At 67.9% G+C, this 21700-nt stretch carries 24 protein-coding genes, 2 tRNA genes, 1 rRNA gene and 1 pseudogene; 18 read left to right on the forward strand and 10 right to left on the reverse strand.

Annotated features, from left to right (window positions below):
- Positions 1 to 16: 16 nt before the first annotated feature.
- Both G7071_RS11850 and G7071_RS11855 read right to left on the reverse strand, forming a co-directional pair.
- Positions 17 to 268: a DUF3618 domain-containing protein gene (locus G7071_RS11850; RefSeq protein ID WP_166318977.1), complete on the reverse strand. Its 252-nt coding sequence runs from the start codon at positions 266 to 268 to the stop codon at positions 17 to 19.
- Entirely contained in the window at positions 261 to 662 is a 402-nt protein-coding gene (locus tag G7071_RS11855) for a phage holin family protein (protein WP_166318980.1), read from the reverse strand. Before G7071_RS11855 ends, G7071_RS11850 begins: the two co-directional genes overlap by 8 nt.
- An 84-nt stretch (positions 663 to 746) precedes the next feature.
- On the opposite strand from G7071_RS11855, the gene G7071_RS20030 reads away from it, so the two are divergent.
- From G7071_RS20030 to G7071_RS11875, 5 genes are all read left to right on the forward strand, one after another.
- Positions 747 to 1283 carry a CHC2 zinc finger domain-containing protein gene (locus tag G7071_RS20030; protein WP_425489393.1) on the forward strand — a complete coding sequence of 179 codons (537 nt, stop codon included), beginning with the start codon at positions 747 to 749 and terminating at the stop codon, positions 1281 to 1283.
- The gene (locus tag G7071_RS11860) at positions 1280 to 2635 is read left to right on the forward strand and encodes a DNA primase (RefSeq protein WP_425489429.1); all 1356 of its coding nucleotides are present in this window, start codon (positions 1280 to 1282) and stop codon (positions 2633 to 2635) included. Before G7071_RS20030 ends, G7071_RS11860 begins: the two co-directional genes overlap by 4 nt.
- A 50-nt stretch (positions 2636 to 2685) precedes the next feature.
- Positions 2686 to 3117, forward strand: coding sequence for a hypothetical protein (locus G7071_RS11865; RefSeq protein WP_206062780.1), 432 nt, complete (start codon positions 2686 to 2688; stop codon positions 3115 to 3117).
- Between the two features lie 63 nt (positions 3118 to 3180).
- Positions 3181 to 3253: transfer RNA gene (locus tag G7071_RS11870), tRNA-Asn, on the forward strand.
- A gap of 130 nt (positions 3254 to 3383) precedes the next feature.
- Complete coding sequence (locus G7071_RS11875; protein WP_166318983.1) at positions 3384 to 4211, forward strand: SGNH/GDSL hydrolase family protein; 828 nt, start codon at positions 3384 to 3386, stop codon at positions 4209 to 4211.
- Here the strand turns inward: G7071_RS11875 and G7071_RS11880 are convergent.
- The 3 genes from G7071_RS11880 to G7071_RS11890 form a co-directional block, all read right to left on the reverse strand.
- The gene (locus G7071_RS11880; RefSeq protein ID WP_166318986.1) at positions 4198 to 4896 is read right to left on the reverse strand and encodes an FMN-dependent NADH-azoreductase; all 699 of its coding nucleotides are present in this window, start codon (positions 4894 to 4896) and stop codon (positions 4198 to 4200) included. The genes G7071_RS11875 and G7071_RS11880 overlap by 14 nt on opposite strands.
- An 85-nt stretch (positions 4897 to 4981) precedes the next feature.
- On the reverse strand, positions 4982 to 5728 hold the full coding sequence (locus G7071_RS11885; RefSeq protein ID WP_166318989.1) for a PIG-L deacetylase family protein: 747 nt from the start codon (positions 5726 to 5728) through the stop codon (positions 4982 to 4984).
- A 65-nt stretch (positions 5729 to 5793) separates the two neighbouring features.
- On the reverse strand, positions 5794 to 6528 hold the full coding sequence (locus tag G7071_RS11890) for a thermonuclease family protein (protein WP_166318992.1): 735 nt from the start codon (positions 6526 to 6528) through the stop codon (positions 5794 to 5796).
- 70 nt (positions 6529 to 6598) lie between these two features.
- Here G7071_RS11890 and G7071_RS11895 point away from each other — a divergent pair.
- A tRNA-Ile gene (locus G7071_RS11895) sits at positions 6599 to 6672 on the forward strand.
- Between the two features lie 100 nt (positions 6673 to 6772).
- Here G7071_RS11895 and G7071_RS11900 read toward each other — a convergent pair.
- Positions 6773 to 7963, reverse strand: a complete 1191-nt coding sequence (locus G7071_RS11900; protein ID WP_166318995.1) for a tyrosine-type recombinase/integrase — start codon at positions 7961 to 7963, stop codon at positions 6773 to 6775.
- A complete protein-coding gene (locus G7071_RS11905; RefSeq protein WP_166318998.1) occupies positions 7960 to 8622 on the reverse strand; it encodes a hypothetical protein in 663 nt (220 codons plus the stop codon). Before G7071_RS11905 ends, G7071_RS11900 begins: the two co-directional genes overlap by 4 nt.
- A gap of 125 nt (positions 8623 to 8747) precedes the next feature.
- Here G7071_RS11905 and G7071_RS11910 point away from each other — a divergent pair, with 125 nt between their 5' ends.
- The 5 genes from G7071_RS11910 to G7071_RS11930 all read left to right on the forward strand — a co-directional run bounded on the left by G7071_RS11910 (position 8748) and on the right by G7071_RS11930 (position 11365).
- The gene (locus G7071_RS11910) at positions 8748 to 8993 is read left to right on the forward strand and encodes a helix-turn-helix domain-containing protein (RefSeq protein WP_166319001.1); all 246 of its coding nucleotides are present in this window, start codon (positions 8748 to 8750) and stop codon (positions 8991 to 8993) included.
- Positions 8990 to 9247: a MerR family transcriptional regulator gene (locus G7071_RS11915; protein WP_166319004.1), complete on the forward strand. Its 258-nt coding sequence runs from the start codon at positions 8990 to 8992 to the stop codon at positions 9245 to 9247. Before G7071_RS11910 ends, G7071_RS11915 begins: the two co-directional genes overlap by 4 nt.
- Complete coding sequence (locus tag G7071_RS11920) at positions 9234 to 9557, forward strand: hypothetical protein (protein ID WP_166319007.1); 324 nt, start codon at positions 9234 to 9236, stop codon at positions 9555 to 9557. Before G7071_RS11915 ends, G7071_RS11920 begins: the two co-directional genes overlap by 14 nt.
- 133 nt (positions 9558 to 9690) lie before the next feature.
- Positions 9691 to 10527, forward strand: a complete 837-nt coding sequence (locus tag G7071_RS11925) for an AAA family ATPase (protein ID WP_246209974.1) — start codon at positions 9691 to 9693, stop codon at positions 10525 to 10527.
- Positions 10528 to 10867: 340 nt separating this feature from the next.
- On the forward strand, positions 10868 to 11365 hold the full coding sequence (locus G7071_RS11930) for a hypothetical protein (RefSeq protein WP_166319014.1): 498 nt from the start codon (positions 10868 to 10870) through the stop codon (positions 11363 to 11365).
- Between the two features lie 4 nt (positions 11366 to 11369).
- Here G7071_RS11930 and G7071_RS11935 read toward each other — a convergent pair whose 3' ends face one another.
- Positions 11370 to 11765 carry a hypothetical protein gene (locus tag G7071_RS11935; RefSeq protein ID WP_166319017.1) on the reverse strand — a complete coding sequence of 132 codons (396 nt, stop codon included), beginning with the start codon at positions 11763 to 11765 and terminating at the stop codon, positions 11370 to 11372.
- A gap of 66 nt (positions 11766 to 11831) precedes the next feature.
- On the opposite strand from G7071_RS11935, the gene G7071_RS11940 reads away from it, so the two are divergent.
- From G7071_RS11940 to G7071_RS11960, 5 genes are all read left to right on the forward strand, one after another.
- The gene (locus tag G7071_RS11940; protein ID WP_166319020.1) at positions 11832 to 13319 is read left to right on the forward strand and encodes a terminase large subunit domain-containing protein; all 1488 of its coding nucleotides are present in this window, start codon (positions 11832 to 11834) and stop codon (positions 13317 to 13319) included.
- The gene (locus G7071_RS11945) at positions 13316 to 13609 is read left to right on the forward strand and encodes a hypothetical protein (RefSeq protein WP_166319023.1); all 294 of its coding nucleotides are present in this window, start codon (positions 13316 to 13318) and stop codon (positions 13607 to 13609) included. Before G7071_RS11940 ends, G7071_RS11945 begins: the two co-directional genes overlap by 4 nt.
- Positions 13610 to 13676: 67 nt before the next feature.
- Positions 13677 to 14366: a hypothetical protein gene (locus G7071_RS11950; RefSeq protein ID WP_166319026.1), complete on the forward strand. Its 690-nt coding sequence runs from the start codon at positions 13677 to 13679 to the stop codon at positions 14364 to 14366.
- On the forward strand, positions 14363 to 14581 hold the full coding sequence (locus G7071_RS11955; RefSeq protein WP_166319029.1) for a hypothetical protein: 219 nt from the start codon (positions 14363 to 14365) through the stop codon (positions 14579 to 14581). Before G7071_RS11950 ends, G7071_RS11955 begins: the two co-directional genes overlap by 4 nt.
- Positions 14582 to 14663: 82 nt before the next feature.
- On the forward strand, positions 14664 to 15218 hold the full coding sequence (locus tag G7071_RS11960) for an SHOCT domain-containing protein (protein WP_206062781.1): 555 nt from the start codon (positions 14664 to 14666) through the stop codon (positions 15216 to 15218).
- Positions 15219 to 15858: 640 nt separating this feature from the next.
- Here G7071_RS11960 and G7071_RS11965 read toward each other — a convergent pair.
- A complete protein-coding gene (locus G7071_RS11965) occupies positions 15859 to 16608 on the reverse strand; it encodes a class I SAM-dependent methyltransferase (RefSeq protein ID WP_166319035.1) in 750 nt (249 codons plus the stop codon).
- Between the two features lie 79 nt (positions 16609 to 16687).
- Positions 16688 to 18154 (reverse strand): serine/threonine-protein kinase, encoded by a 1467-nt coding sequence (locus G7071_RS11970; protein ID WP_166319038.1) that lies wholly within the window; start codon positions 18152 to 18154, stop codon positions 16688 to 16690.
- Between the two features lie 107 nt (positions 18155 to 18261).
- Between G7071_RS11970 and tyrS the strand changes: the two are divergent.
- Both tyrS and G7071_RS11980 read left to right on the forward strand, forming a co-directional pair.
- Positions 18262 to 19525: pseudogene (gene tyrS, locus G7071_RS11975) on the forward strand (tyrosine--tRNA ligase).
- A 537-nt stretch (positions 19526 to 20062) separates the two neighbouring features.
- A 16S ribosomal RNA gene (locus G7071_RS11980) occupies positions 20063 to 21577 on the forward strand.
- Positions 21578 to 21700 lie beyond the last annotated feature (123 nt).

Consider the following 21700-nt stretch of genomic DNA (forward strand, 5'->3'; position numbering starts at 1 on the left):
ATCTTCTCCTTCGTTGTCAGCGGTTGCGGCGCATGCGCCAGATCAGCAGGACGGCCGTCATCGCGATGAGCGAACCGGCGGCGGCGAGGACCTCGGGGCGTGGCTTGCCCTCCGGGGTCGTCGCCCGGTCCTTGACGTCGGCCACCTTGGCCTGCGCCTGGGACTTCACGTCGAGCTTGGCGCTCAGCTGGTCGACGGTCTCGGCCAGCTGCTCACGCTGGCGCGCGATGTCTGCCTCGATCTCCTCGGGGCTCCTGGACTCAGGCACTGCTGCCTCCCTTGATCGTCGCGACGTCGTCCTTGATGCCGTCGATGGCCCTCTCGGGGGTCGGTGACCCGACCTCGGCCACCTTGTTCTTGCCGTGGAGCGCGATCACACCGGCGATCGCGAGCAGGACGACGGCCACGATCAGCGCCGCCAGCCAGGCGTCCAGCACCAGGTCGAGGGCCAGGACGGCAGCGGCGACGAGGGTGCCGAAGGCGAAGAACGCCAGCAGACCGGCGGCGCTGAACATGCCGATCCCCACGCCGGCGGCCTTGCCCTTCTGGGCGACCTCCGCCTGGGCCAGTCGGATCTCGCTCCGGATGAGCTCGGGGACCTGGGTCGTGAGCTGGTTGACCAGAGCCCCGAGTGTCTGGTCGTCATTCGCTTGATGGCTCATCCCTCCAACCTGTCAAAGACCGGCGCGGAACGGAACGCCCTGACACCCGCACGGGTGTGGGCGCGCGACCGTAGACTCCGCACCGTGGCAGGCAGGATCCGCGAGGACGACATCGCAGAAGTGCGGGAGAAGGCGCGCATCGACGACGTCGTCTCGTCCTACGTCACGCTGCGCAAGGCCGGCGGCGGGTCGCTGAAGGGGCTGTGTCCCTTCCACGACGAGAAGTCGCCCTCCTTCCACGTCACCCCGGCGCGCGGGTTCTTCCACTGCTTCGGCTGCCAGGAGGGCGGCGACGTCATCGCCTTCCTGATGAAGATCGACGGCCTCACCTTCGGCGAGACCGTCGAGCGGCTGGCCGACAAGTACGGCGTGCAGCTGCGGCGCGAGGACGGTGACGCACCCTCGGAGCGGCCGCGCGGGCCCTCGCGCGGGCGCTTGATCGAGGCCAACAAGATCGCGCAGGAGTTCTATGCCGGCCAGCTGGAGACACCGGACGCGGAGGTGGCCCGCGGCTTCCTCACCGGCCGCGGCTTCGACCAGGACGCGGCGACAACCTTCGGGATCGGGTTCGCCCCCGCGACGGCGAGGCTCTCACCCGCCACCTGCGCGCGCGTGGGCTGAGCGACGAGGAGTCGGTGGCGGCAGGCCTGGTCGTCATGGGGCGCTCGGCCTATGACCGCTTCCGGGGTCGGTTGCTGTGGCCGATCCGGGACGCCAGCGGCGACACGATCGGCTTCGGCGCGCGACGGATCTTCGACGACGACAAGATCGAGGCCAAGTACCTCAACACGTCCGAGACCACGCTCTACAAGAAGAGCCAGGTCCTCTACGGCATCGACCTGGCCCGTCGCGACATCGCCCGGTCCTCCCAGGCCGTGGTCGTGGAGGGCTACACCGACGTGATGGCCTGCCACCTCGCCGGGGTGCCGACCGCCGTCGCGACCTGTGGCACGGCCTTCGGTGACGACCACGCCCGGGTGCTGCGACGGTTCCTGCACGACCACGAGGAGTTCCGGGGCGAGGTGATCTTCACCTTCGACGGCGACGCGGCCGGCCAGAAGGCAGCCCTCAAGGCCTTCGGCGGCGACCAGAACTTCGTCTCCCAGACCTATGTCGCCGTCGAGCCCGACGGTCTCGACCCGTGCGACCTGCGGATCCAGAAGGGCGACGCGGCCGTGCGCGAGCTCGTCGCCAAGCGCCAGCCGCTCTATCGCTTCGTGCTGACCAACGTGCTCACCAAGTTCGACCTCGACCGTGCAGACGGCCGGGTCGACGCGCTGCGCGAGGCGGCCGGGTTGGTCTCGAGCATCCGGGACAGGTCCAAGGTCGACTCGTTCGCCCGCGAGATCGCCGGGATGATCGGCGTCGACGTCGACGAGGCGAGGACAGAAGTACGCCGCGCGGCTGCCCGCGCGGCGAGGCCGGCCGAGCGCCATACGCCCGCGCGGGGTGTGGAGGAGGCGCTGCCCGTCCAGCAGCGTCCCCAGGTGCCCAACCTGCGCGACCCCCGGTTCGCCATCGAGCGCGAGACGCTCAAGATCGTCATCCAGCACCCGACATCGGTGGGTCGGGTGATCAACGGGGTCGGCCCGAGCGACTTCAGCCACCCCACCTATCGCGGGGTGTGGGAGGCAGTCGCCGCTGCGGGCGGGCCGGCGGCGGGCGCCTCCGACCCCGGGTGGAGCACGCGGGTGCGTGCCTCGGTGGCCGACCCGGCAGTCTCCTCGGCGATCAGCGAGCTCGGGGTCGAGCCGGTGCTGACGCCCAGTGACCCCACGCCGACCTATGTCGCCATGCACGTCTACCGACTCCAGGAGCTCACCACCATGCGCCGGATCGCCGAGCTGAAGTCTCGCCTGCAGCGCACCAACCCGGTCGAGAGTGCCGGCGCCTACAACAAGATGTTCGGTGAGCTGGTGGCGCTCGAGCAGCACCGCCGCAACCTCCGCGACCAGCAGGTGAGCAGCCAGTGAGGTCGTTGCGCCGCGCCTCACCCATGCCGAGTGTCGCGTCGGGTGAACGAGTGCTCGCTGCCTGTGAGAGCGCCGACGGCCAGGTGGTCGCTGGGACCCGCGACGCGCTCCACCTCGGCGCGCAGCGCGTGCCCTGGGAGGAGATCCAGTCGGCCGACTGGGACAGCGAGAACGACGTCCTCAAGGTCGTGCTGGTCGGCACCTGGGGCGAGGAGCAGGAGTCGAAGTCACTCACGCTTGCTGAGCCGCGACGGCTGCTCGAGCTGGTGCGGGAGCGGGTCACCGCCAGTGTCGTGCTCCAGCGTCACGTGCCGCTCAGCGGTCGTCGAGGCGTGCGCGTGATCGGCCGACGACCGCCCCGAGGGACCGGCGAGGTCGCCTGGTTCTTCGAGTACGACGAGGGCGTCGACCCGGCCGATCCCGTCGTCCGCGAGGCGGCCGCGGGTGCTCTGACGGCGGCCCGGGCCGACGTCGGGCTCTAGGGCGGGTACTGATTTCTCCCCTCCCGTGCGGCTTGCTAAGGTTTCCCACCGCTGCACAAGCGATCCCCTGTAGCTCAACTGGCAGAGCATTCGGCTGTTAACCGGAGGGTTGTTGGTTCGAGTCCAACCGGGGGAGCAGAGAAGCCCGCCTGACATGCACCACGTCAGGCGGGCTTCGTCATTTCGACGTCGGCCACGGCTCGGCGTACACCCCTCGGACACCCTCTGCTGGCATGCCGGACACGTCATGGTGGTCCGGTACGCCCATGACGTGGAAGACAAGACCGCTGCTCGTCGCGACCGCAGCCGGTCTCGGTGCGGTGTCCGTGCTGGGGGTGGGGGGACACCAGCTCTTCCGCCTCCAGGCGCGAGCTGCCCGCCGCTTGATCGGCAAGCCGTTGGGCGAGGTCGCGCTCGGAGCAGACCGGACCTACAAGAAGAAGTACGGCGAGACGATCGAGCTGCTGATGCTGGGCGACTCGATCGCCGCGGGGCTCGGGGCCGACCAGCCCGAGCACACCCTCGGCGGCCAGCTGGCCAAGCGGCTGGCCAAGACGACTCGGCGCGCGGTCCGCCTGCACACCGGCGCCTGCGTCGGGGCCGAGACCTCGATGGTCCGCGCCCAGCTCTCTGCGCTGCCGGCGGGCTATCGCGCCGACGTCGCCGTGATCGTCGTCGGAGGCAACGACGTCACCCATCGGGTCCGTCCCTCGGTCTCGGGCCAGCACCTCACGGAGGTGATCGAGGCGCTCCACGAGCACTCGACCGAGGTCGTGGTGGGGACATGTCCCGACCTCGGCGCGCTGACCGCCGTGCCGCAGCCGCTCAGGGGAGTCGGGGCCAGGGCCTCACGCCAGCTGGCGGCCCTCCAGCAACAGGTCGCGACGGGCCTCGGCGCGCACGCGGTCTCGCTCGGCGACGTGGTCGGACCGTTCTTCATCGCCCAGCCCGACGCGATGTTCGCCGTCGACCGGTTCCACCCGTCGAGCGCCGGCTATCGCCGTACGGCGAAGGCGCTGTTGCCCAGTGTCCTCGCCGCGTTGGGGTATGCCGACGAGCTGCCCTACGGCCATCACGGGCCTACTCCACGATGACCTTGGGCTTGATGTCGGTCGGAAGCGGAGCGGGTGTGTCGGCCGGGACGGCGTCCCACGCTCCCTGGGACACCCAGGACCGCACCTCGCGGATGGCGGACTTGTTGGCGCTCTTGCGCAGGTCGGTCGTGATGTCCATCGGCTGTGCGTTGAAGAACTTGATGTCGGTGATCCCGACGAATCCGAAGATCGCGCGCAGGTAGTTCTCGAGGAAGTCGAACTGGGCCATCGGCCCTTGCGAGTAGTCACCGCCGCGCGAGGTGACGCACACCATCTTCCGGTCGTGCACCATGCCCCGGGGTTGCCCCTGCTCGTCATAGGTGAACAGGTAGCCGGGCTGGACGATCGCGTCGATGTAGTACTTCAGGGCATAAGGGACCCCGAAGTTCCACATGGGAGCGGTCACGAGGTAGAGGTCGGCGTCGAGGAACCCCTCGATGGTCCGCTCGATCTCCCCCCACGAGGCGCGGGCCTCGTCGTCCAGGGCCTGCCCGGTCATGAGCGCGTACTTGGACTTGATGTTGCTGCCCGCCACCGCGGGCAGGTCGGCCCGGAACAGGTCGAGAGACCTCACGTCGAGGTCGTAGCGATCGTCGAGCTCTTCCAGGAGGACGCTCGAGATCCGTCCCGTGTTGGAGGCAAGCCCGCGCGGGGTGGCGATGAGGTGCAACAGGCGTTTGGTCATCGGGATCGACCCTTCCGAGGCGGCGCACGTGCGCCAAGGATCCCCCCATCAAACACCCGCGAGGAGCGGGTGGACAACACCCGGTCTAGTCGCCCCAGCCGAGCGGATAGACCTCGAACGGCGCCGCGAAGGCGACGCCCAGGCGCTGCCCGGACTGCCGCGCCATGCCTTCGAGGAACTCGCGCGGGTCCCAGTTCTCCCACCCGAGACCGTCGATGTAGGCGCGGTGGGCCGAGAGGGAGTCGACGCCGAGGTCGAAGGTGTCGGTGGTGTCGACGGCGTGCCGCGACTCGGGCGACCCAGCTGCCCACACGGCGCGGACCCCGCCCCACGGCTCGAGGTCCGCCGAGAGCTGTTCGGGGAAGATCCACCGGTTGCCGGCGTCGCGCGCCGCGTCCAGCACCGCCCGTCCCACCGCGATGTGGTCGGCCTGGTTGAGCGAGGCGCCTCCCCAGGTGTCACGGAAGTTGCCCGTCACCACGACTTCGGGACGGTGCCGGCGGATCGCCTCGGCCAGGAGCCTGCGCAGGGCGACGCCATACTCCACGATCCCGTCGGGCTGGCCGAGGAACTCGACGTCGTCGACGCCCACGATCCGCGCCGACTCGACCTGCTCGGCCTCGCGCAGGGGGCGGCACTCGTCGGGGTGCAGGCCGTCGATGCCGGCCTCACCGCTGGTCACCATGCAGTAGGTGACGTGCTTGCCCTGGCCGGTCCACCGCGCCACGGCGGCCGCTGCACCGAACTCCAGGTCGTCGGGGTGGGCCACGATGCACAGCGCCCTCTCCCAGTCCTCGGGCAGCGGTTCCAGGGCGGTTGGCTCGTCGCTCATGACCCGAGCATCGCCGGTCCGGCCCGGTGATGGCCAGAGCCGGGCGGGACCGGATCAGGGTGAGGTCACCAGCAGGCCTGCCACGAGCCGCGCATCCCGCCGCGGGCGGCAGCCTCGACGCGCAGGTAGGCACGGGAGCGGCTGAAGGGGTCGTTGCGATAGATGTAGGTCCGCGCCAGGCCCTTGCGGACCTGCTCGCGACCCAGGTCCTTGCGCCCGCGCTCGACGTAGCGCAACCACCTGCCGTAGCGGTCGCGGTCGGCCTGGGTCGGGTCCGACACGAGCCGCACGGTGGAGCCGACGGGAGCGAGTCGTTCGAGGTGGGTGGTCGCGGCGTCGCCGCCACACTCGCGTGCGCCGTACACCTCGGGCGTGTCGATGCCCAGGATGCGGACCGACCGCACCCCCACGCCGCGAATGCGCACCTTGAGCGTGTCGCCGTCAGTGATCCGGACGACGTTGCCGCGGTGTCGCTGCACCGGTCCGCTGTTGCCGGACCCGTCGGGGTTCGTGGTGGCTGTGGTGGCTTGGGTCGGGCTCGATGTCGACGTGGGCTGTGCCATCAGCGGCGCAACCGTGCCGGAGCACGGGCAGGGGTTGGACTCGCACGCCAGCCCGTCGCCCTCCGCGTCAAGCTGGTGCGGGTCGCCCGGGCCGGCGGCGAGGAAGAAGCTCTGGGCCGCGGACTGGGAGGCGAAGTCGCCACAGTCCTTGTCGACCACGGCCTGCGCGGGCGGGGCGAGGAAAAAGGCGCCGACCGTGGTCACGGCGAGCAGCGCGGTCACGATCAGTCGGTGCATGTCTCCATGCTCGTCGCGGCCAGGCCCCGTGTCCGGAGAACGGCCGATTGCGTAGGCTGCGGCCCGTCACGGGGCGGTAGCTCAGTCGGTCAGAGCAGAGGACTCATAATCCTTGGGTCGTGGGTTCGAGCCCCACCCGCCCTACTGGTCTGACCTGCGGAAACGCGGGTCAGACCCTGTTCCATTCCGGGGAATGGGGGATTGGTCCCCCAGTTCGTCCCCCAGTCGTTCGTCGGGGCCTCCATCACGCGCCCCCCAGCGCCTTGGTGAACACGTCCACTGCTTGGCCCTGAAGTCCGGGGATGACGTGCCCGTACGTGTCCAAGGTGATCTGCACTGTGGCGTGCCCCAACCGCTCGGAGACCACCTTCACGGGCACGTTGTTGGCCAGCAGGATCGTGGCGTGGGTGTGTCGGAGACCGTGGAACGTGAGTCGGGGGAGACCAGTGGCCTTCACCAGCCGGTCATTGAACGTGGACGCAGTGTCCGGATGGAACAGGGCGCCGTCCTCCCGCGTGAACACCAGCCCGTGGCTGGGCCATGCCCCACCAAGCGCCAGCCGGTCCTGCGCCTGCTGGGCCTTCCACGTCCGGAGGACTGCAACCGTCTCCCGGTCCAGGTCCACCCGTCGCCCCTTACCGGACTTGGGCTCACCGTGGATGACCTTCATGCCGCCACCGTTGGCGTCGTCCACCGCCGTGATGGTGTGCCGAACGGACAGGTGCCCTGCCTCCAGGTCTAGGTCCTGCCAGCGGAGCCCCACGACCTCGCCGCGCCTCATGCCGGTGTACGCCGCCAAACGGGCCAGCGGGTAGAACCGGGGCTCCTGGGCCTGGACGTGACCCAGGAAGACGTTCAGTTGGTCGGCGGTCCAATAGCGCAACGTCACCCCACCCGAGCGGCCCTGCCTGGGCCTGGCACCCCGTGGCAGATTCCTCGCCGGATTGGTGGCCCGGAGGCCGGACTCCATTGCGTCACGAAGCGATCGGGACACGGTGGCGTGAATTCTCGCCACCGAGTTCTCCGCCAGGGGCTTACCTTTCACGCCCTCCTGGCGGATGCGCCCGTAGAACGCCGCCAGGTCTGCGCCGTCGATGCGGTCCAGTCGGATGCCACCCAACTGGGGCACCAGGTAGACGCGGACGTGGCGGGCGTACCCGGTGAGGGTCGTCTCCCGGACCTGGTTGGTGAGGCTCGGAAGCCACCGCTCCGTCAGGAACTTTCCGTACGTCATGGTTTCCGCCGACGGCTTCCAGGTGCCGTGGTCCTGGGCGTGCAACGCATCTCGAAGAGCCTTCTTGGCTGCCGTCTTGGTCTTGCTGGCGGACCCCCACCGTTCCCGGCGCTTGCCTGTCGCGTCGTAGTACCTGACCACGGGATAGTGCTTCCCGTGGCGTTCCTTCACGACCCCGCTGGGGCCTCTGCCTTGCGTCATTGCTTCCTCCTGTCGGGGTCGATCAGGTCCAGTTGCCTGGCCTTCCTGACCCAGTTCGCTGCCGTCGTCCGGGCCTTGGCCCGGTCCCGCTCCACCCGCGCCGGGATGAGTTGGTCCCTGACCGCTGCCGTGGGGTGCCGGTCACCGCGTGCCACCGCGCCGTTGTAGACCCTCGCCACGTCCTCCCAGTGCTCCGGCGGGTAGGAGGCCCGCATGGGTTCCCGGAGGGCCTTGGCGCGGTCCCTCGCCCTAGCCTTGGCCGCCGGGTCCACGGCCAGGGATTCCTCACCCACGGCGCTCCAGCGGAGGTACCGGCGGGTGGTTTCCCTGATCGACTCCCACGGCAGGCCCCGCAGCAGGGCCTTGGTGATCACCGCTAGGGCTTCCCCGTCGATGGGCTCCAGGCCGGTGAACTCCCGAGGCTCTTCGCCCGCGTAGTACGTCGTCGCAACCGGTACCCCAGCCACGGTGCCCTCGACCGGTTGGCCCAACTGGACCCAATCGGGCGCAGGACCAGGGCGGCCGTCCTTGCTGGAGTGGAACGACCGGATATCTACACCCACCACCTGGGGGGAGCCATGTACGGGCTGCCACCAGGTGATGACCTCCCAGGGACCCATCAGGAATGCCTGCCGTTGGGGCCAGTCTCGTTCATCCATGCCTGTATTTTACACGAACCTGTAACGGGTGTGTAGTGGGCCGTGTAGGGCGCTGGCTGCGAGGTACACGGCTATGTAGTTCTACTGTCTACACGAACCTGTCTGAAATATGTAACGTCGGGAGCGTGAACGAAACCACCACCTCAGCACCTGACCCCGTAGCCCTGGCGCGGGTCAGACACCTGGTCGCCTCCGGCACCGCCAAGCACGTCCGGGTGTCCGCCGAGGTGTCCCAGGTGGAGATAGCCCAAGCCATCGGGGTCACACACGCCGCTATCAGCAACTGGGAGAACGGCATCCGGAAGCCCAGGGGCCACGCCGCCCTCCGCTACTTGGCGGTCCTGGATGGACTGATGGGGAGGGCGTCGTGACCGCTCCGACCGTCGAGGAACTCCGGGCCGTCACCACGGTGACCATCACCCAGGCCGGGGCATTCATCGGTCTAAGCCCCGCTACTTCCTACCGCGCTGCAAACGACGGATCGCTCCCCACCATCACCGTGGGCAAGCACCGCCGCGTCCCAGCGCCGCTTCTGCTAGCCCTGGTGGGCCTGCCGTACGAGGTCGGGTCTGCCGACACCGCTGGCCCCTCCGACCTGGAGGAGGCCAGCCGTGCTGGTTCATGAGGCGTGCATCGTCACCCCCCGACCCGTCGACCGCTCCGGCTACCTGCGTGATTCCGACCTGACTCTGGACACGTGGGGTCCCATCGGGTGGCAGGACGGCACCCCGGAACGCGACCGCCGCGTCATCGTGGACCTTCGCCACGTCACTGGGTTCGGAGCAGGGACGGCCGAGCGGATCGCCCGCGTCCTCGTGGACGCCGGGGCCGGATCAGTCCAGGTCGAGGGTGGCCGCCGAGCGACGATGCGCAGCGCGTTCACGGCGACGCTGAAGCAGGCCTGTATGGAGTACGAGCGGGGGGCGGCCCGGTGACGGTCCAGCCGGTCCGCGACGACCTCCTCCTCACCGCCCTGGGACGCTTCCCCGGGCTGGACCGGGACGCGCTCGACCATCTCCCCGAACCCCGCCCCTCCTGGACGGAGTGCTGCCCGCCGAAGGCCTGTCCATGCTCGCCGGAGCCAGAGGGCTAGGGAAGACGCTGCTCGCCCTGTCCTGGGCCGCCGCCGTCGCCACCGGCCAGGAGACCACCGGCAACATCCCGGTCCGCGTCCACGGCCCGGTCGTCTACATCGCCCTGGAAGGCTTCCACGGCATTCCCAGGCGCCTCCGAGCCTGGGAGGCTCACCAAGGCGTCCGGGCGGACGGCATCATCTGGGTTCGGGACGGGCTCAACCTGCGCGACTGGGTGGAGGCCGACCTGTTGGGCCGCGTAGTCGCCCACTACGGAGCGGTCCTCACCATCGTGGACTCCGTACGTGCCGCCGGGGCAGGCAAAGAGGACACCCAGGACATGGGCGCGTTCGTGAAGGGCCTGGAGCGGGTTCAGCAGAGCGCCGGGGGCCTGGTCCTTGCCCTCCACAACACCGGCTGGGACGCCGAACGGGAACGCGGCTCCACCCTTCTCCCCGACGCTTGCGACACCACCCTGCTGCTGAAGGGCGACCCCGCCGGGGTGCGGACCCTCCACCACCGCAAGCACCGTGACGGGGAGATGCTGGAACACCCCCTGGCGTACGCCTTCCGCAAGATCGAGGGCACCGGCTCCGGTGTCCTCCTACCCACCGACGTCCCCGGCGCCAGCGCGACACTGCCGGACCTGCTCCTGGCCGCCATCCACCGGACCCCCGGTATGAGCACCGGCTACTACGCGACCGAACTGAACCGCCACCGCCCAAACACCGCCACCGCCCTGACCGGCCTGGCCACTGAAGGCCGCGTCCGCAACGACGGCACCAAGAACCGACCCACCTGGGTCATCCCCGCAGAGGAGCCACTCGTATGACCCACCGACCGTCTCAGCCCGTCGTAGGTGTCTGGTGTCTGCCCCTTAGAAAGAGGGGGCAGACAGACGCCTACTCCAGACAGGCCGCGTCTGCCCAGACACTCACCCAGACACCCCCAGACAGACACCCGCAGAACACCACGGGCGAAGTGGGGCAGGCCGCCAGGTCGTGGGCGCGATTCCTAGGCGCCGAAACGATGCGCGTCTGGCAGGCCGCTGCCGTGGGTGCTCCCGCCGTGAGAGCAAAGGATTCAATGTCCTCTCCCAATCCAAAACAGGGCTCTGACCTGCACGTTTACTGGTCCGCCCCCCAGTCGTCCCCCAGTGGGGAGGCATCGGAATGACCACCGAGCAGAAGCCCACGCCCAACAACGGGCCTCCGTCCGGCACCCCGACCAGGGGCTACTCCTGGGAGCCCTTCACCGCTGGCAACCAGGTTGCCGTTACCCACGGCGCCTACTCGGAGCGCCTGGTTGAGCCCAGGGCACGGGAGATAGCCCAAGGCTTGGCCGACTCCGGGGAACTGCCCGCCTACCTGGCGGAGCCCCGCTACCGGGGTGCCGTGATGGACCTGGCGCGGTGCCTGGCCCAGCGCGAACGCCTGGGCGCCTACTTGGAGGCCACGGCCACTCAGGCTGTCCCGGCGGAGTTGGCGGAGAACGGGGAGGTGCGGTCTGCTGCCGCGCTCCTGGGGAAGGTGGAGCGGGCTCTGGAGCGCCACCGTGACCGCTTGGGCTTGTCACCGTTGGCGGCTGCCCGCCTTGGGAAGGACGTGGCCGCCCAGCAGGTGTCCTTGGCCCAGGTATGGGCCCAGATGGACGCGGAGGCTGAGGCGTGATGGGTCAGGCGGCCAGCGTGGCGAAGATGAGGGCGACCGTGGCGACGGCGAGGATGACGGTGGCCCCGGCCAGTACGACCGTCCAGTTCTTCAGCGCCTTCGCGGTGGTGTTCGACTGTCGGGCGAGATGGTTGCTGGCCTCCGCCACCTTAAGCATCAGCACGTTTTGCTCTTGCTCATGCTTCCAGCGCCAAAACTGTTCGAGTCCGTCGTATGTGGCTTGCGCTGCCCGAGCGCGTTCGAGCAGTCCTGCACGCATGTACTCAGGGGTGTCCGCCTTGTCTGCCATGGCCAGCAGGTCACGGTGGAGAGCCCATGCGGCCCTGCGAGTCTCGCTGAGTTCGCTGTCGTGCGTCCCGTTGGACCGCAGGGGGTCGTCTTCTTTCGGCTCGTCGTCCATGGTGGTGAGCCTTCCATGAGTCATGTTCCGGCGTCTGGAAACCGGCTGGTCCGTGCCAGGGAGGACGTGGCGGCGTTCGCCGCCCTGGTGGGCCATCCCCTGACCCCGTGGCAGGCCGAGGCCTTGACGCTGGAGTCCTTGTTTTCCGTGATCGTTGGGCCCCGTCAGGTGGGGAAGTCGCGGGCGTTGGCGGTGCTGGCAGTGTGGTGGGCGTTCCGGCGTCCCGGCCAGACGGTCCTGATCGTGTCCGCTGGCGAAAGGTCGTCCAAGCGGCTCCTGGGCCAGGTCCGCCGCGTCTTGGACCACCCGCTGCTGGCCGGTGAGGTGGTGGACGAGTCCATAGAGCGGGTGCTGCTGGGCAACGGCTCGCAGATCGTCTCCGTCCCGGCCTCCGAGCGGGCGATCCGGGGCTTTACGGTCGACCTGCTGCTGGTGGATGAGGCGGCGTTCGTCTCCGATGACGTGCTGGAGGGCGCCGCGCTCCCGACGATCACGGCCAGGGAGGCGGAGGGCGCCCGGGTGGTGCTGGCTTGCACCGCCTGGGAGGCCAGCGGCTTGTTCTACAGGTTCGCCATGCAGGGGGAGGGCGGCCACGACAACGTGCGGACCTTCCGGTGGCGCCTGGCCGACGCTTCTACCGACAACGGCGGCTGGATCACGCCTGGCTACATCTCGCTGATGCGGTCCTCCATGGACCCGCTGCGGTGGCGCACCGAGTACGAGTGCGAGTTCGTCCAGGGCGGCGCCGGGTTCTTCTCCCGTGACGACCTGATGGCCGCCGTGGCCCCGTACCGGCTCTCGTCTCCCGAGGACGCAACCGGCGGGACTGTGGTGCTGGGCGCCGACTGGGGCAACCGGGTGGACTCCCACGCCGTGGCGCTACTGGGGGTCGTGGACGACTACGGGCTGAACGGCCACCCCGTGTTCTTCCTGCCGTGGCTGGAGACCTCTCAGGCCCGCTACCGGGTGCAGGTGGACCGGGTAGCGAGGATCGCAAAGGCCGCACCCAGGCGCGGGTGGCGTGGAGGGTTCACCGCAGGCAACACCGGGGTGCCGTTCCTCCAGTCGGGACAGGTCAGCGGCTACCAGGTGGTCCAGGTGTTGTCCGAGACCAACGGTGTCGGCGGGCCCGCGACGGAGGCCCTGGAGGACGCCCTGGGGGAGCGGTACGTCACCCGTGTGAACACCACCCAGGCGTCCAAGGAACTGGCGTTCGGGCGCCTCCTGGATCTGCTTTCGTCGGATGCGCTCGTGTTGCCCGACGACCCCCAGTTACTGAGGGAGTTGGCGGGCCTGGAGTCGCAAGCCACTCAGAACGGTGGGGTGCGGATCGCCGCCGCCGGGACCGGCCACGACGACCTGGCCCTGGCACTGTCTTTCGCCGCCTTGGCCCTGGCCCCCGACATGCGCACGGGGCCCGTGTCCGACGCGTCCAGGAAACCGCCGCCGGAGGACTGGGTGCAGGCCCCCAACGGGCTGCTGATCCCCGCCCAACCGGTCCCGGTGTGGGGCGGCTTCCACTGCACCCGCAACTACGTCCGCGTCACCGAGTGATTCAGGAGAACGAAAACAACATGACCGTGACGAGCCCGACACACACCACCGTCCTGGCCGCCTGGCTAGAGGGCGAACTTCACGCCACCCGCCGGGTCCTGGAACGTGCCATCACCCGCGCCGAGGCCCTGGCCGGGCTGCTGGCGTTCGTGAGGGACGCCGAAGTGGAACTGGGGGAGCCCATCGGCCCAGGAGACATGCAGGACGCCGCCCTGGCCGTGGGTGGGGAACGTCGTCGCGCCGAAGTGGCGGCCTTGATTGACGCCATGGGCGACCCGCTCACTGACTGAACCACCCACAACTACCCACGAAACACCCAACGGAAGGACCGCCACCATGGCACGACGAATCGCACCCATGACTTACCCCGAGGTGGAGGAATGGAAGGCATTCACCGGCCTCCAGGCTCGCCACCTGGAACTCCAGGACCGCTACAGGGACACTGCCAAGGCCAGTGACCGGCTGGACCGCACCAGGGACCAAGCCCTGGAGGCTGACCGTGAGGCATACGCCCAGGCCCTGATCGACGGGAAGCCTGACCCTGGGCAAAAGCACGTTCAAGCGCACGACAAGGACGCCGCCGCCAAGCGCCGAGAGATGGAAGCCCTCCAGGTCGCGGTTCAGCGAACCGAGGACGAGATTCAGGACCTCCTGAACGCCGAGGGGGCCGAGCAAGCCGCCGCACTGGAGGCCGCCATGGCGGAGGGCCGTGTGAAGGCTCAAGGGTTGCTGGAGGAACTGGCCGCCGTCCTCACCGACGTGCAGACACAGGGCGCCGTGGCTGCATGGATTCAGCGGGCCCGTCGTGACGGCCAGGCCGTGTCCTACCGGGGTGCCAGTACGGGCACGACGGGGCTGGCTGAGGGACTGAAGGGCCCCAACGGGTACGACCACACCCTGGAGGCAGTGTTCACCGCACTCCGGGCGACTCTGGAAGGGCCCAAGCCGCCCAAGGTCCGCCAGCCTGGCGAGCACGTCCCACTTCAGGAACAGAACTGGGGCGCCGTGGCCGAGGCGCTGCCCCAGACCGCCAGCGGGCCCCAGTGACCTCCCACGACGACATGAACGAGGTCATCCGGACCGCGTTCAGCGCCAGCAAGAAGGCCCAGACCGCCCCGGCGGACCCGGAGACCGCCCAGGAGCCCCGGAGGCGCGTGAACGCGGACGCCGGGGAAGGGAACCTTCCCGAGAACGACCCGGAGCCTGGCGGGGCCTGGGCCCGGGCGTTCAACGACGCGGTGCGCAAGGCCGCCCGGAGGTGACGTCTGACAACCCCAAGCGGAGTGCAGGTGCGGGTTAGCAATGCACGTAGCGCGGGGGTCTTTCCTCCCCTATGTTCAGAGCATGGGGATGTTCTCGAAGGACCCGGCCAAGGCAGAGGCGAAACAAGCCAAGGCAGACGGACGTGCGCAGGCGATGGCGGACAAAGCCCGTGCGAAAGCGCAGAAGAAGGGCGTCGAGGTCGCCGGAGCGGTGGCGGTCGGCCACACATTCGATGACTCCGCCGACCAGTTCCTCGTCATCTTTCCTGACCGCGTTGAACTCGTCAGCATGGGGAAACTCGGTTCGCTGTTCCGTTCTGGCGCTGGCACGGAGTCGATCCCAATGGCACGAGTGTCGTCGACAGAATGCAGGAACCAGGGCATCTGGTCCCAGGTGGAGGTCCACACGTCCGGGAACTCCATCGAGTTCAAGTGCGATCAGGTTTCTGGCCCGTACCTGAGGCAAGCCATCATCGAGCAGGTGAATAGGCTGGGAGAGCAAGCGGACGTACCTTCTAACGCCCCCGCGCAAGACGTGCCCGAACAGTTGCGCAAACTCGGAGAACTGCACCAAGCCGGTGTGCTGACGGATGACGAGTTCGCAACGAAGAAGGCTGAACTTCTCGACCGCATGTAGTCCGGACGAAGGAGGAGAGACGCAGGATCGAGTTAGGTTCCCTGTGCTCCGGGTAGACGAAGGCCCCGGGCGGTAGTCGTCCCTGCAGGGGGCCTCCCGAACTAGGTGTCAATCGGGGGGCGGGTGAACTTGCCGAAACTGGAGGGGCTCACTGAGCCGTTCCCTGGACCGTTCCCGCTCCTGCCGGACCGCCTCCAGGAACCGCTCCACAGGGTCACTGCTGGGATGCGACGCGTAGCCCACCGCGTACGTGTCGCCCCACGGTAGGAACGGGTTCTCTACGCCGTCCGAAGCATTCGTGATGAGAGCGACCAACCCGACGCGGGTCACCGACCCAGGCTGTCCGTCCAGGTCCTGCCACGTGTCCAACAGGACGCCTGGGGCCTCCCGGGAGCCCAAGAGCCGCATACGGCGCCCGTGGATCGTCGCCTCCACCGTCATGGTCGTCCCCCTCCGTCCCCCAGATCGTCCCCCAGACGGTTGAGAACTACCGAGAAACAGAGAGAACCGAGGGTGGGCAGACCCCCACGATTCACGCTCAGGTGAGGGTGAGTGAGGCGGGCTGAGAACGCTGCTCCTTCACTCATAATCCTTGGGTCGTGGGTTCGAGCCCCACCCGCCCTACTCAGGTGTCACGCCGTCAGCTGCGCAGCACGGCCCTGAAGGCGAGGTGCCCCATCAGGTTGGGGCGGTGGAGGCGATACGCCCCGCGGGTCCACGCCGTCGCCAGCCACGTCAGCCTTGTCGGAAGGTATGGCTCGTAGGCGCATGGCAGGTCCCACATCCGGAACTCCACCTCGGAGAAGCCGGCGCGCTCGAGGTGGCGGCTGATGCAGCGGACGCTGTTGATCCGGTATTCGGTCCGGAAGTGGTATTCGCTGACCTGACCGGGATCGCGCACCCGCCTGAGCAGCCACTCGTTGAGACCGAGCCTGGACGTGGCCCAGGTCGCGAGCCCGAAGAAGTGCCACTGGTTGGGGGTGATGGCCATGAAGGCTCCGCCGGGCCTGAGCACACGCGCCACGGCTTGGGTGAACGCGGCCGGGTCGGCGACGTGCTCCAGCACGAAGACCGCGAAGGCGACGTCGAACTGGTCCGGGTGCCCGACGGCGAAGTCCTCCAGCGTCGACTGGTGTCGCTCGTCTGCGTCGCTGTTGCCCAGCACCCGAGCGCTCGGGTCCACCGCGACGAGCAGGTCGGCGCGACGTCGGATCCGAGGGAACTCACCCGAGGCGTTGCAGCCGCCCCCGACGTTGACTACCGCAGCGCCGCGGGGCGTGGATGCGGCGACCCAGCGGGCAAAGTGGCGGACGGGGCGCGGCGGTGGGGCAATCACCTCCACCGTCGTCGCGATCCCCGGACGGCCCGGGCGGCTCGACACCGACGTCACTCCTGCAGTCTGCGCCTGATGCGGCCGCCTGACCAGCAACGATCGTGTTCGACGTCGAGCGCGCGCCCGCGGCGTCGGCTCAGGGCTCGCCCGCGATCAGGTAGCCGTCGCCGCTGCGGGCGAGCTGGAGCACGTTGGACTCGTTGAGTGTCCTGCCGTCGACGGTCTGGTAGGTGACGTCGTAGGTCACGGTCAGCGTCTTGGGGTTGACCCGGATGTTGCTGGGCTGCGCGGACTCGATCGTCCCCCAGAACCCGCTGTAGTCGCCGTAGCCGCCGGACGCCTGCTGGAAGGCCGGCGTCAACATCTCGAACGTCGTCGCGGGGTCGCTGGTGACGGTCGAGAGGTAGGTGGTGACGAACTCGGCGACCTCCTCCCGCGTGCTGGCTGCGGTCGGGCTGGGGGGCTGGTCGCTGGTGGTCTGTGTGGGCGACTCGCTCGTGCTCTGCGACGAAGGCTCCTCGGTGGCGGCCTGCTCGGGGTCGTCGTCGGCCTTGTCGCCCGAGTTCAACAGCACGAGGACGAGGACCACAGCAGCGGCTGCTGCGAGGGCTGCGACCCACGGCCAACGTGGTCGGCGCTCCGGGGAGCCGGCGGCGACGGCAGCCGGGGCAGCCGACTCAGCGGGCTCGGCCGGTGGCACGGGTTGCGCGGGAGGCACGGGACGGACCGGACCGACGGGCTCGTCGATGACCTCGGTGGCTGCCGCCGGCACGGCCGGCATCACCTGGGTGGTCGTGGTGCCCTCGCCGGGCCGTGCGTCGCGGATCTCGAGCAGCCGGTCACGGACGTTGGCCATCGACCATCGCGCCTCCGGATCGCGCACCATCGTCGATCGCAGGAGCTCGTCGAAGGGGCCCGCGTCGGGGAGCCTGGGCGGCTCCTCGTGGACCACCTTGTAGAGCCCGCCCATGAGGTTGTCCGCCACGTCGTACGGCGGGGAGCCGGCCAGCATGTGGAAGAGGGTCGCCCCGAGGGACCACACGTCGCTCGGCGCACCGGCCCCGGTTCCCGAGGCGACCTCGGGCGCGAGGTAGGCCGGCGAGCCGGTGACCAGTCCGGTCTGGGTCAGGCTCGCGTCCGCCTGCGACTTGGCGATGCCGAAGTCGGTGAGCTTGGCCTGGCCCGTGGGGGTGAGGAGGATGTTGGACGGCTTCACGTCCCGGTGCGTGATCCCGGCCTCGTGCGCAGAGGCCAGCGCGTCCGCGACCTGCCAGATGATGCCGGCGGCGTCCGCGTGGTCGATCGGGCCGTTGCTGCGGATACGGTCGGCGAGCGACTCGCCCTCGACGTACTCCATCACCAGCCAGTGCTGGTCCTGGTCGGCGACGAGGTCGAAGACCGAGACGACGTGTGGGTGGTTGAGCATGGCTGCGAGCCGGGCCTCGCGCTCGGCGCGCTCCAGGTCGGGAGTCGTCGCGCCGGGGAGCATCCCGATGCGCTTGATCGCGACGTCGCGCCCCAGGACCTCGTCGCGGGCGAGATGGACTGCTCCCATGCCGCCGCGACCGATCTCACGACCGACGGTGTACCTGCCAGCGATCAACGTCGTCCCTTTCATGGCCGGATTGATCTCACATGCTAGGCGTGCCGCCCGTCTGGCAGGCTAGGGCCGCCTCCGAGGCTCGGAGGATCCCGACCGGAAGGACCCGCGTGTCGTCTCCGAACGTCCTCGATGAGCTCGAGTGGCGCGGCCTGCTCGCCCACTCGACCGACCCGGCCGAGCTTCGCCACGCGTTGGGCTCGGGCAGCGTTCGCTTCTATGTCGGCTTCGACCCGACGGCTCCCAGCCTGCACATGGGACACCTGGTCCAGGTGCTCACCGCGAAGCGCCTCCAGGACGCAGGGCATCGTCCCTACGCCCTCGTCGGCGGCGCGACCGGCATGATCGGCGACCCCAAGGAGTCGGGAGAGCGCACCCTCAACACGATCGACACGGTGAAGGACTGGGTCGCCCGGGTCCGGGCGCAGATCGAGCCCTTCCTGTCCTTCGAGGGCGACAACGCCGCGACCATGGTCGACAACTACGACTGGACCGCATCGATGTCGGTGATCGACTTCCTGCGTGACATCGGCAAGCACTTCCCGGTGAACCGCATGCTCTCGCGCGACGTGGTCGCGCGCCGGCTCGAGTCGGGCATCTCCTACACCGAGTTCTCCTACGTCCTGCTGCAGTCGCTCGACTTCCTCACCCTCCATCGCGATCACGACATCACCTTGCAGTTCGGCGGCTCCGACCAGTGGGGCAACCTCACGGCGGGCGCCGAGCTCGTGCGCCGGGCGGACGGGGGCGGGTGCATGCGTTCGCGACCCCGCTGCTGACCAAGTCGGACGGGACGAAGTACGGCAAGACGGAGGGGGAGCCCTGTGGCTCGACCCCGAGATGATGTCGCCCTACGCCTTCCACCAGTTCTGGCTCAACGTCGAGGACGCCAAGGTGGGGGAGATGCTGCGGGTCTTCACCTTCCTCACCAGGGCCGAGATCGAGGATCTCGAGGCCCAGACGGCCCAGAAGCCGTTCCTGCGGGCCGCCCAGAAGCAGCTCGCGGACGAGGTGACCACGCTCGTCCACGGCGCCGCCGAGACCGAGCAGGCCAAGGCGGCTGCGGCGGCCCTGTTCGGCGGGGGTGACCTGCAGGCCCTCAGCGCGGCGACGCTGGCCGCCGCACTGGCGGAGGCCGGAACCGCCGCCGTCGAGCGCAGCCAGATCCCTTCGGTCGTCGACCTGTTCGTGACCGCGGGCCTGGCCACGAGCAAGGGCGACGCCCGCCGCACGATCGGCGAGGGCGGCGCCTACGTGAACAACGTGCGCGTCGAGGATCCCGAGCACGTGCCGTCGGAGGGCGACCTCTTGGCCGGCAGCTGGCTCGTCCTGCGCCGCGGCAAGAAGCGCTTCGCCGGGGTCCAGGTCGCCTGACGAAACCAAAAAGTGGCCCCTGACCTGCGGAAACAGCGATCCGCAGGCCCATGTGGGCGCGGTCACACGGAATGGATTTGCATGATCGGCCGAACCTGCCTAATGTTCTACTTCGTCGCCGGGATGCGGCGGGAAGCAAGGCCAGAAGGCCGGGCTTCCGGCTCCCGGATCGGCCACCTCCTCACCACTTCGGACCTTGAAGGTTCGAGACGCTGAGGGGATCGAGGTGCGAAAAGCCCAGGATTTGCTCCTGCGGGAACACGCCTCATACAGTTTGACCATCAGCGGTCGTAGCAAGTCCGGATTGTTCTGGGTGAGCGCGATGTGCGTGTGATGTTTGAGAACTCAACAGTGTGTCATAGTCGACGAATTAGTTTGTTTTGCCCCGTCATCATGGCCTTTTTGGTTGTGGTGGTGGTTTCTTTGGTGAAGACAATAATTTCTGACAATATTTTTTTGTCAGTGTTTTGTTTTTTGTCAGGGGATGTGGCTCTCTTTTTCCTCATGTCTGCTTTGGTGGGTGTGGGGTGTTGTTTTTCGATGGAGAGTTTGATCCTGGCTCAGGACGAACGCTGGCGGCGTGCTTAACACATGCAAGTCGAGCGGAAAGGCCACTTCGGTGGTACTCGAGCGGCGAACGGGTGAGTAACACGTGAGTAATCTGCCCTCCACTTTGGGATAGCCACCGGAAACGGTGATTAATACCGGATATGACCTCGGCCCGCATGGGTTGTGGTGGAAAGTTTTTCGGTGGGGGATGTGCTCGCGGCCTATCAGCTTGATGGTGGGGTAATGGCCTACCATGGCTTCGACGGGTAGCCGGCCTGAGAGGGTGACCGGCCACACTGGGACTGAGACACGGCCCAGACTCCTACGGGAGGCAGCAGTGGGGAATATTGGACAATGGGCGGAAGCCTGATCCAGCAACGCCGCGTGAGGGATGACGGCCTTCGGGTTGTAAACCTCTTTCAGCACAGACGAAGCGAAAGTGACGGTATGTGCAGAAGAAGCACCGGCCAACTACGTGCCAGCAGCCGCGGTAATACGTAGGGTGCGAGCGTTGTCCGGAATTATTGGGCGTAAAGGGCTCGTAGGCGGTTTGTCGCGTCGGGAGTGAAAACACGCAGCTTAACTGCGTGCTTGCTTTCGATACGGGCAGACTAGAGGTATGCAGGGGAGAACGGAATTCCTGGTGTAGCGGTGAAATGCGCAGATATCAGGAGGAACACCGGTGGCGAAGGCGGTTCTCTGGGCATTACCTGACGCTGAGGAGCGAAAGTGTGGGGAGCGAACAGGATTAGATACCCTGGTAGTCCACACCGTAAACGTTGGGCGCTAGGTGTGGGGCCTATTCCATGGGTTCCGTGCCGCAGCTAACGCATTAAGCGCCCCGCCTGGGGAGTACGGCCGCAAGGCTAAAACTCAAAGGAATTGACGGGGGCCCGCACAAGCGGCGGAGCATGCGGATTAATTCGATGCAACGCGAAGAACCTTACCTGGGTTTGACATACACCGGAAAGCCTGAGAGATCAGGCCCCTTTTGTCGGTGTACAGGTGGTGCATGGCTGTCGTCAGCTCGTGTCGTGAGATGTTGGGTTAAGTCCCGCAACGAGCGCAACCCTCGTTCTATGTTGCCAGCACGTAATGGTGGGGACTCATAGGAGACTGCCGGGGTCAACTCGGAGGAAGGTGGGGATGACGTCAAGTCATCATGCCCCTTATGTCCAGGGCTTCACGCATGCTACAATGGCCGGTACAAAGGGCTGCGATCCCGTAAGGGGGAGCGAATCCCAAAAAGCCGGTCTCAGTTCGGATTGGGGTCTGCAACTCGACCCCATGAAGTCGGAGTCGCTAGTAATCGCAGATCAGCAACGCTGCGGTGAATACGTTCCCGGGCCTTGTACACACCGCCCGTCACGTCACGAAAGTCGGCAACACCCGAAGCCGGTGGCCCAACCCTTGTGGAGGGAGCCGTCGAAGGTGGGGCTGGCGATTGGGACGAAGTCGTAACAAGGTAGCCGTACCGGAAGGTGCGGCTGGATCACCTCCTTTCTAAGGAGCACACGCCCCGACTCACCCCGTTCGTGGGTGGGCGCATGGTGGTGTTCACTAGTGGAATCGTCGATGATGCTTGACTCCTGTTGGTGTCGGCTGGCTAGTACTACCTGGGGGCCC

The sequence above is a fragment of the Nocardioides piscis genome, assembly GCF_011300215.1.
GTDB classification, from domain to species: domain Bacteria; phylum Actinomycetota; class Actinomycetes; order Propionibacteriales; family Nocardioidaceae; genus Nocardioides; species Nocardioides piscis.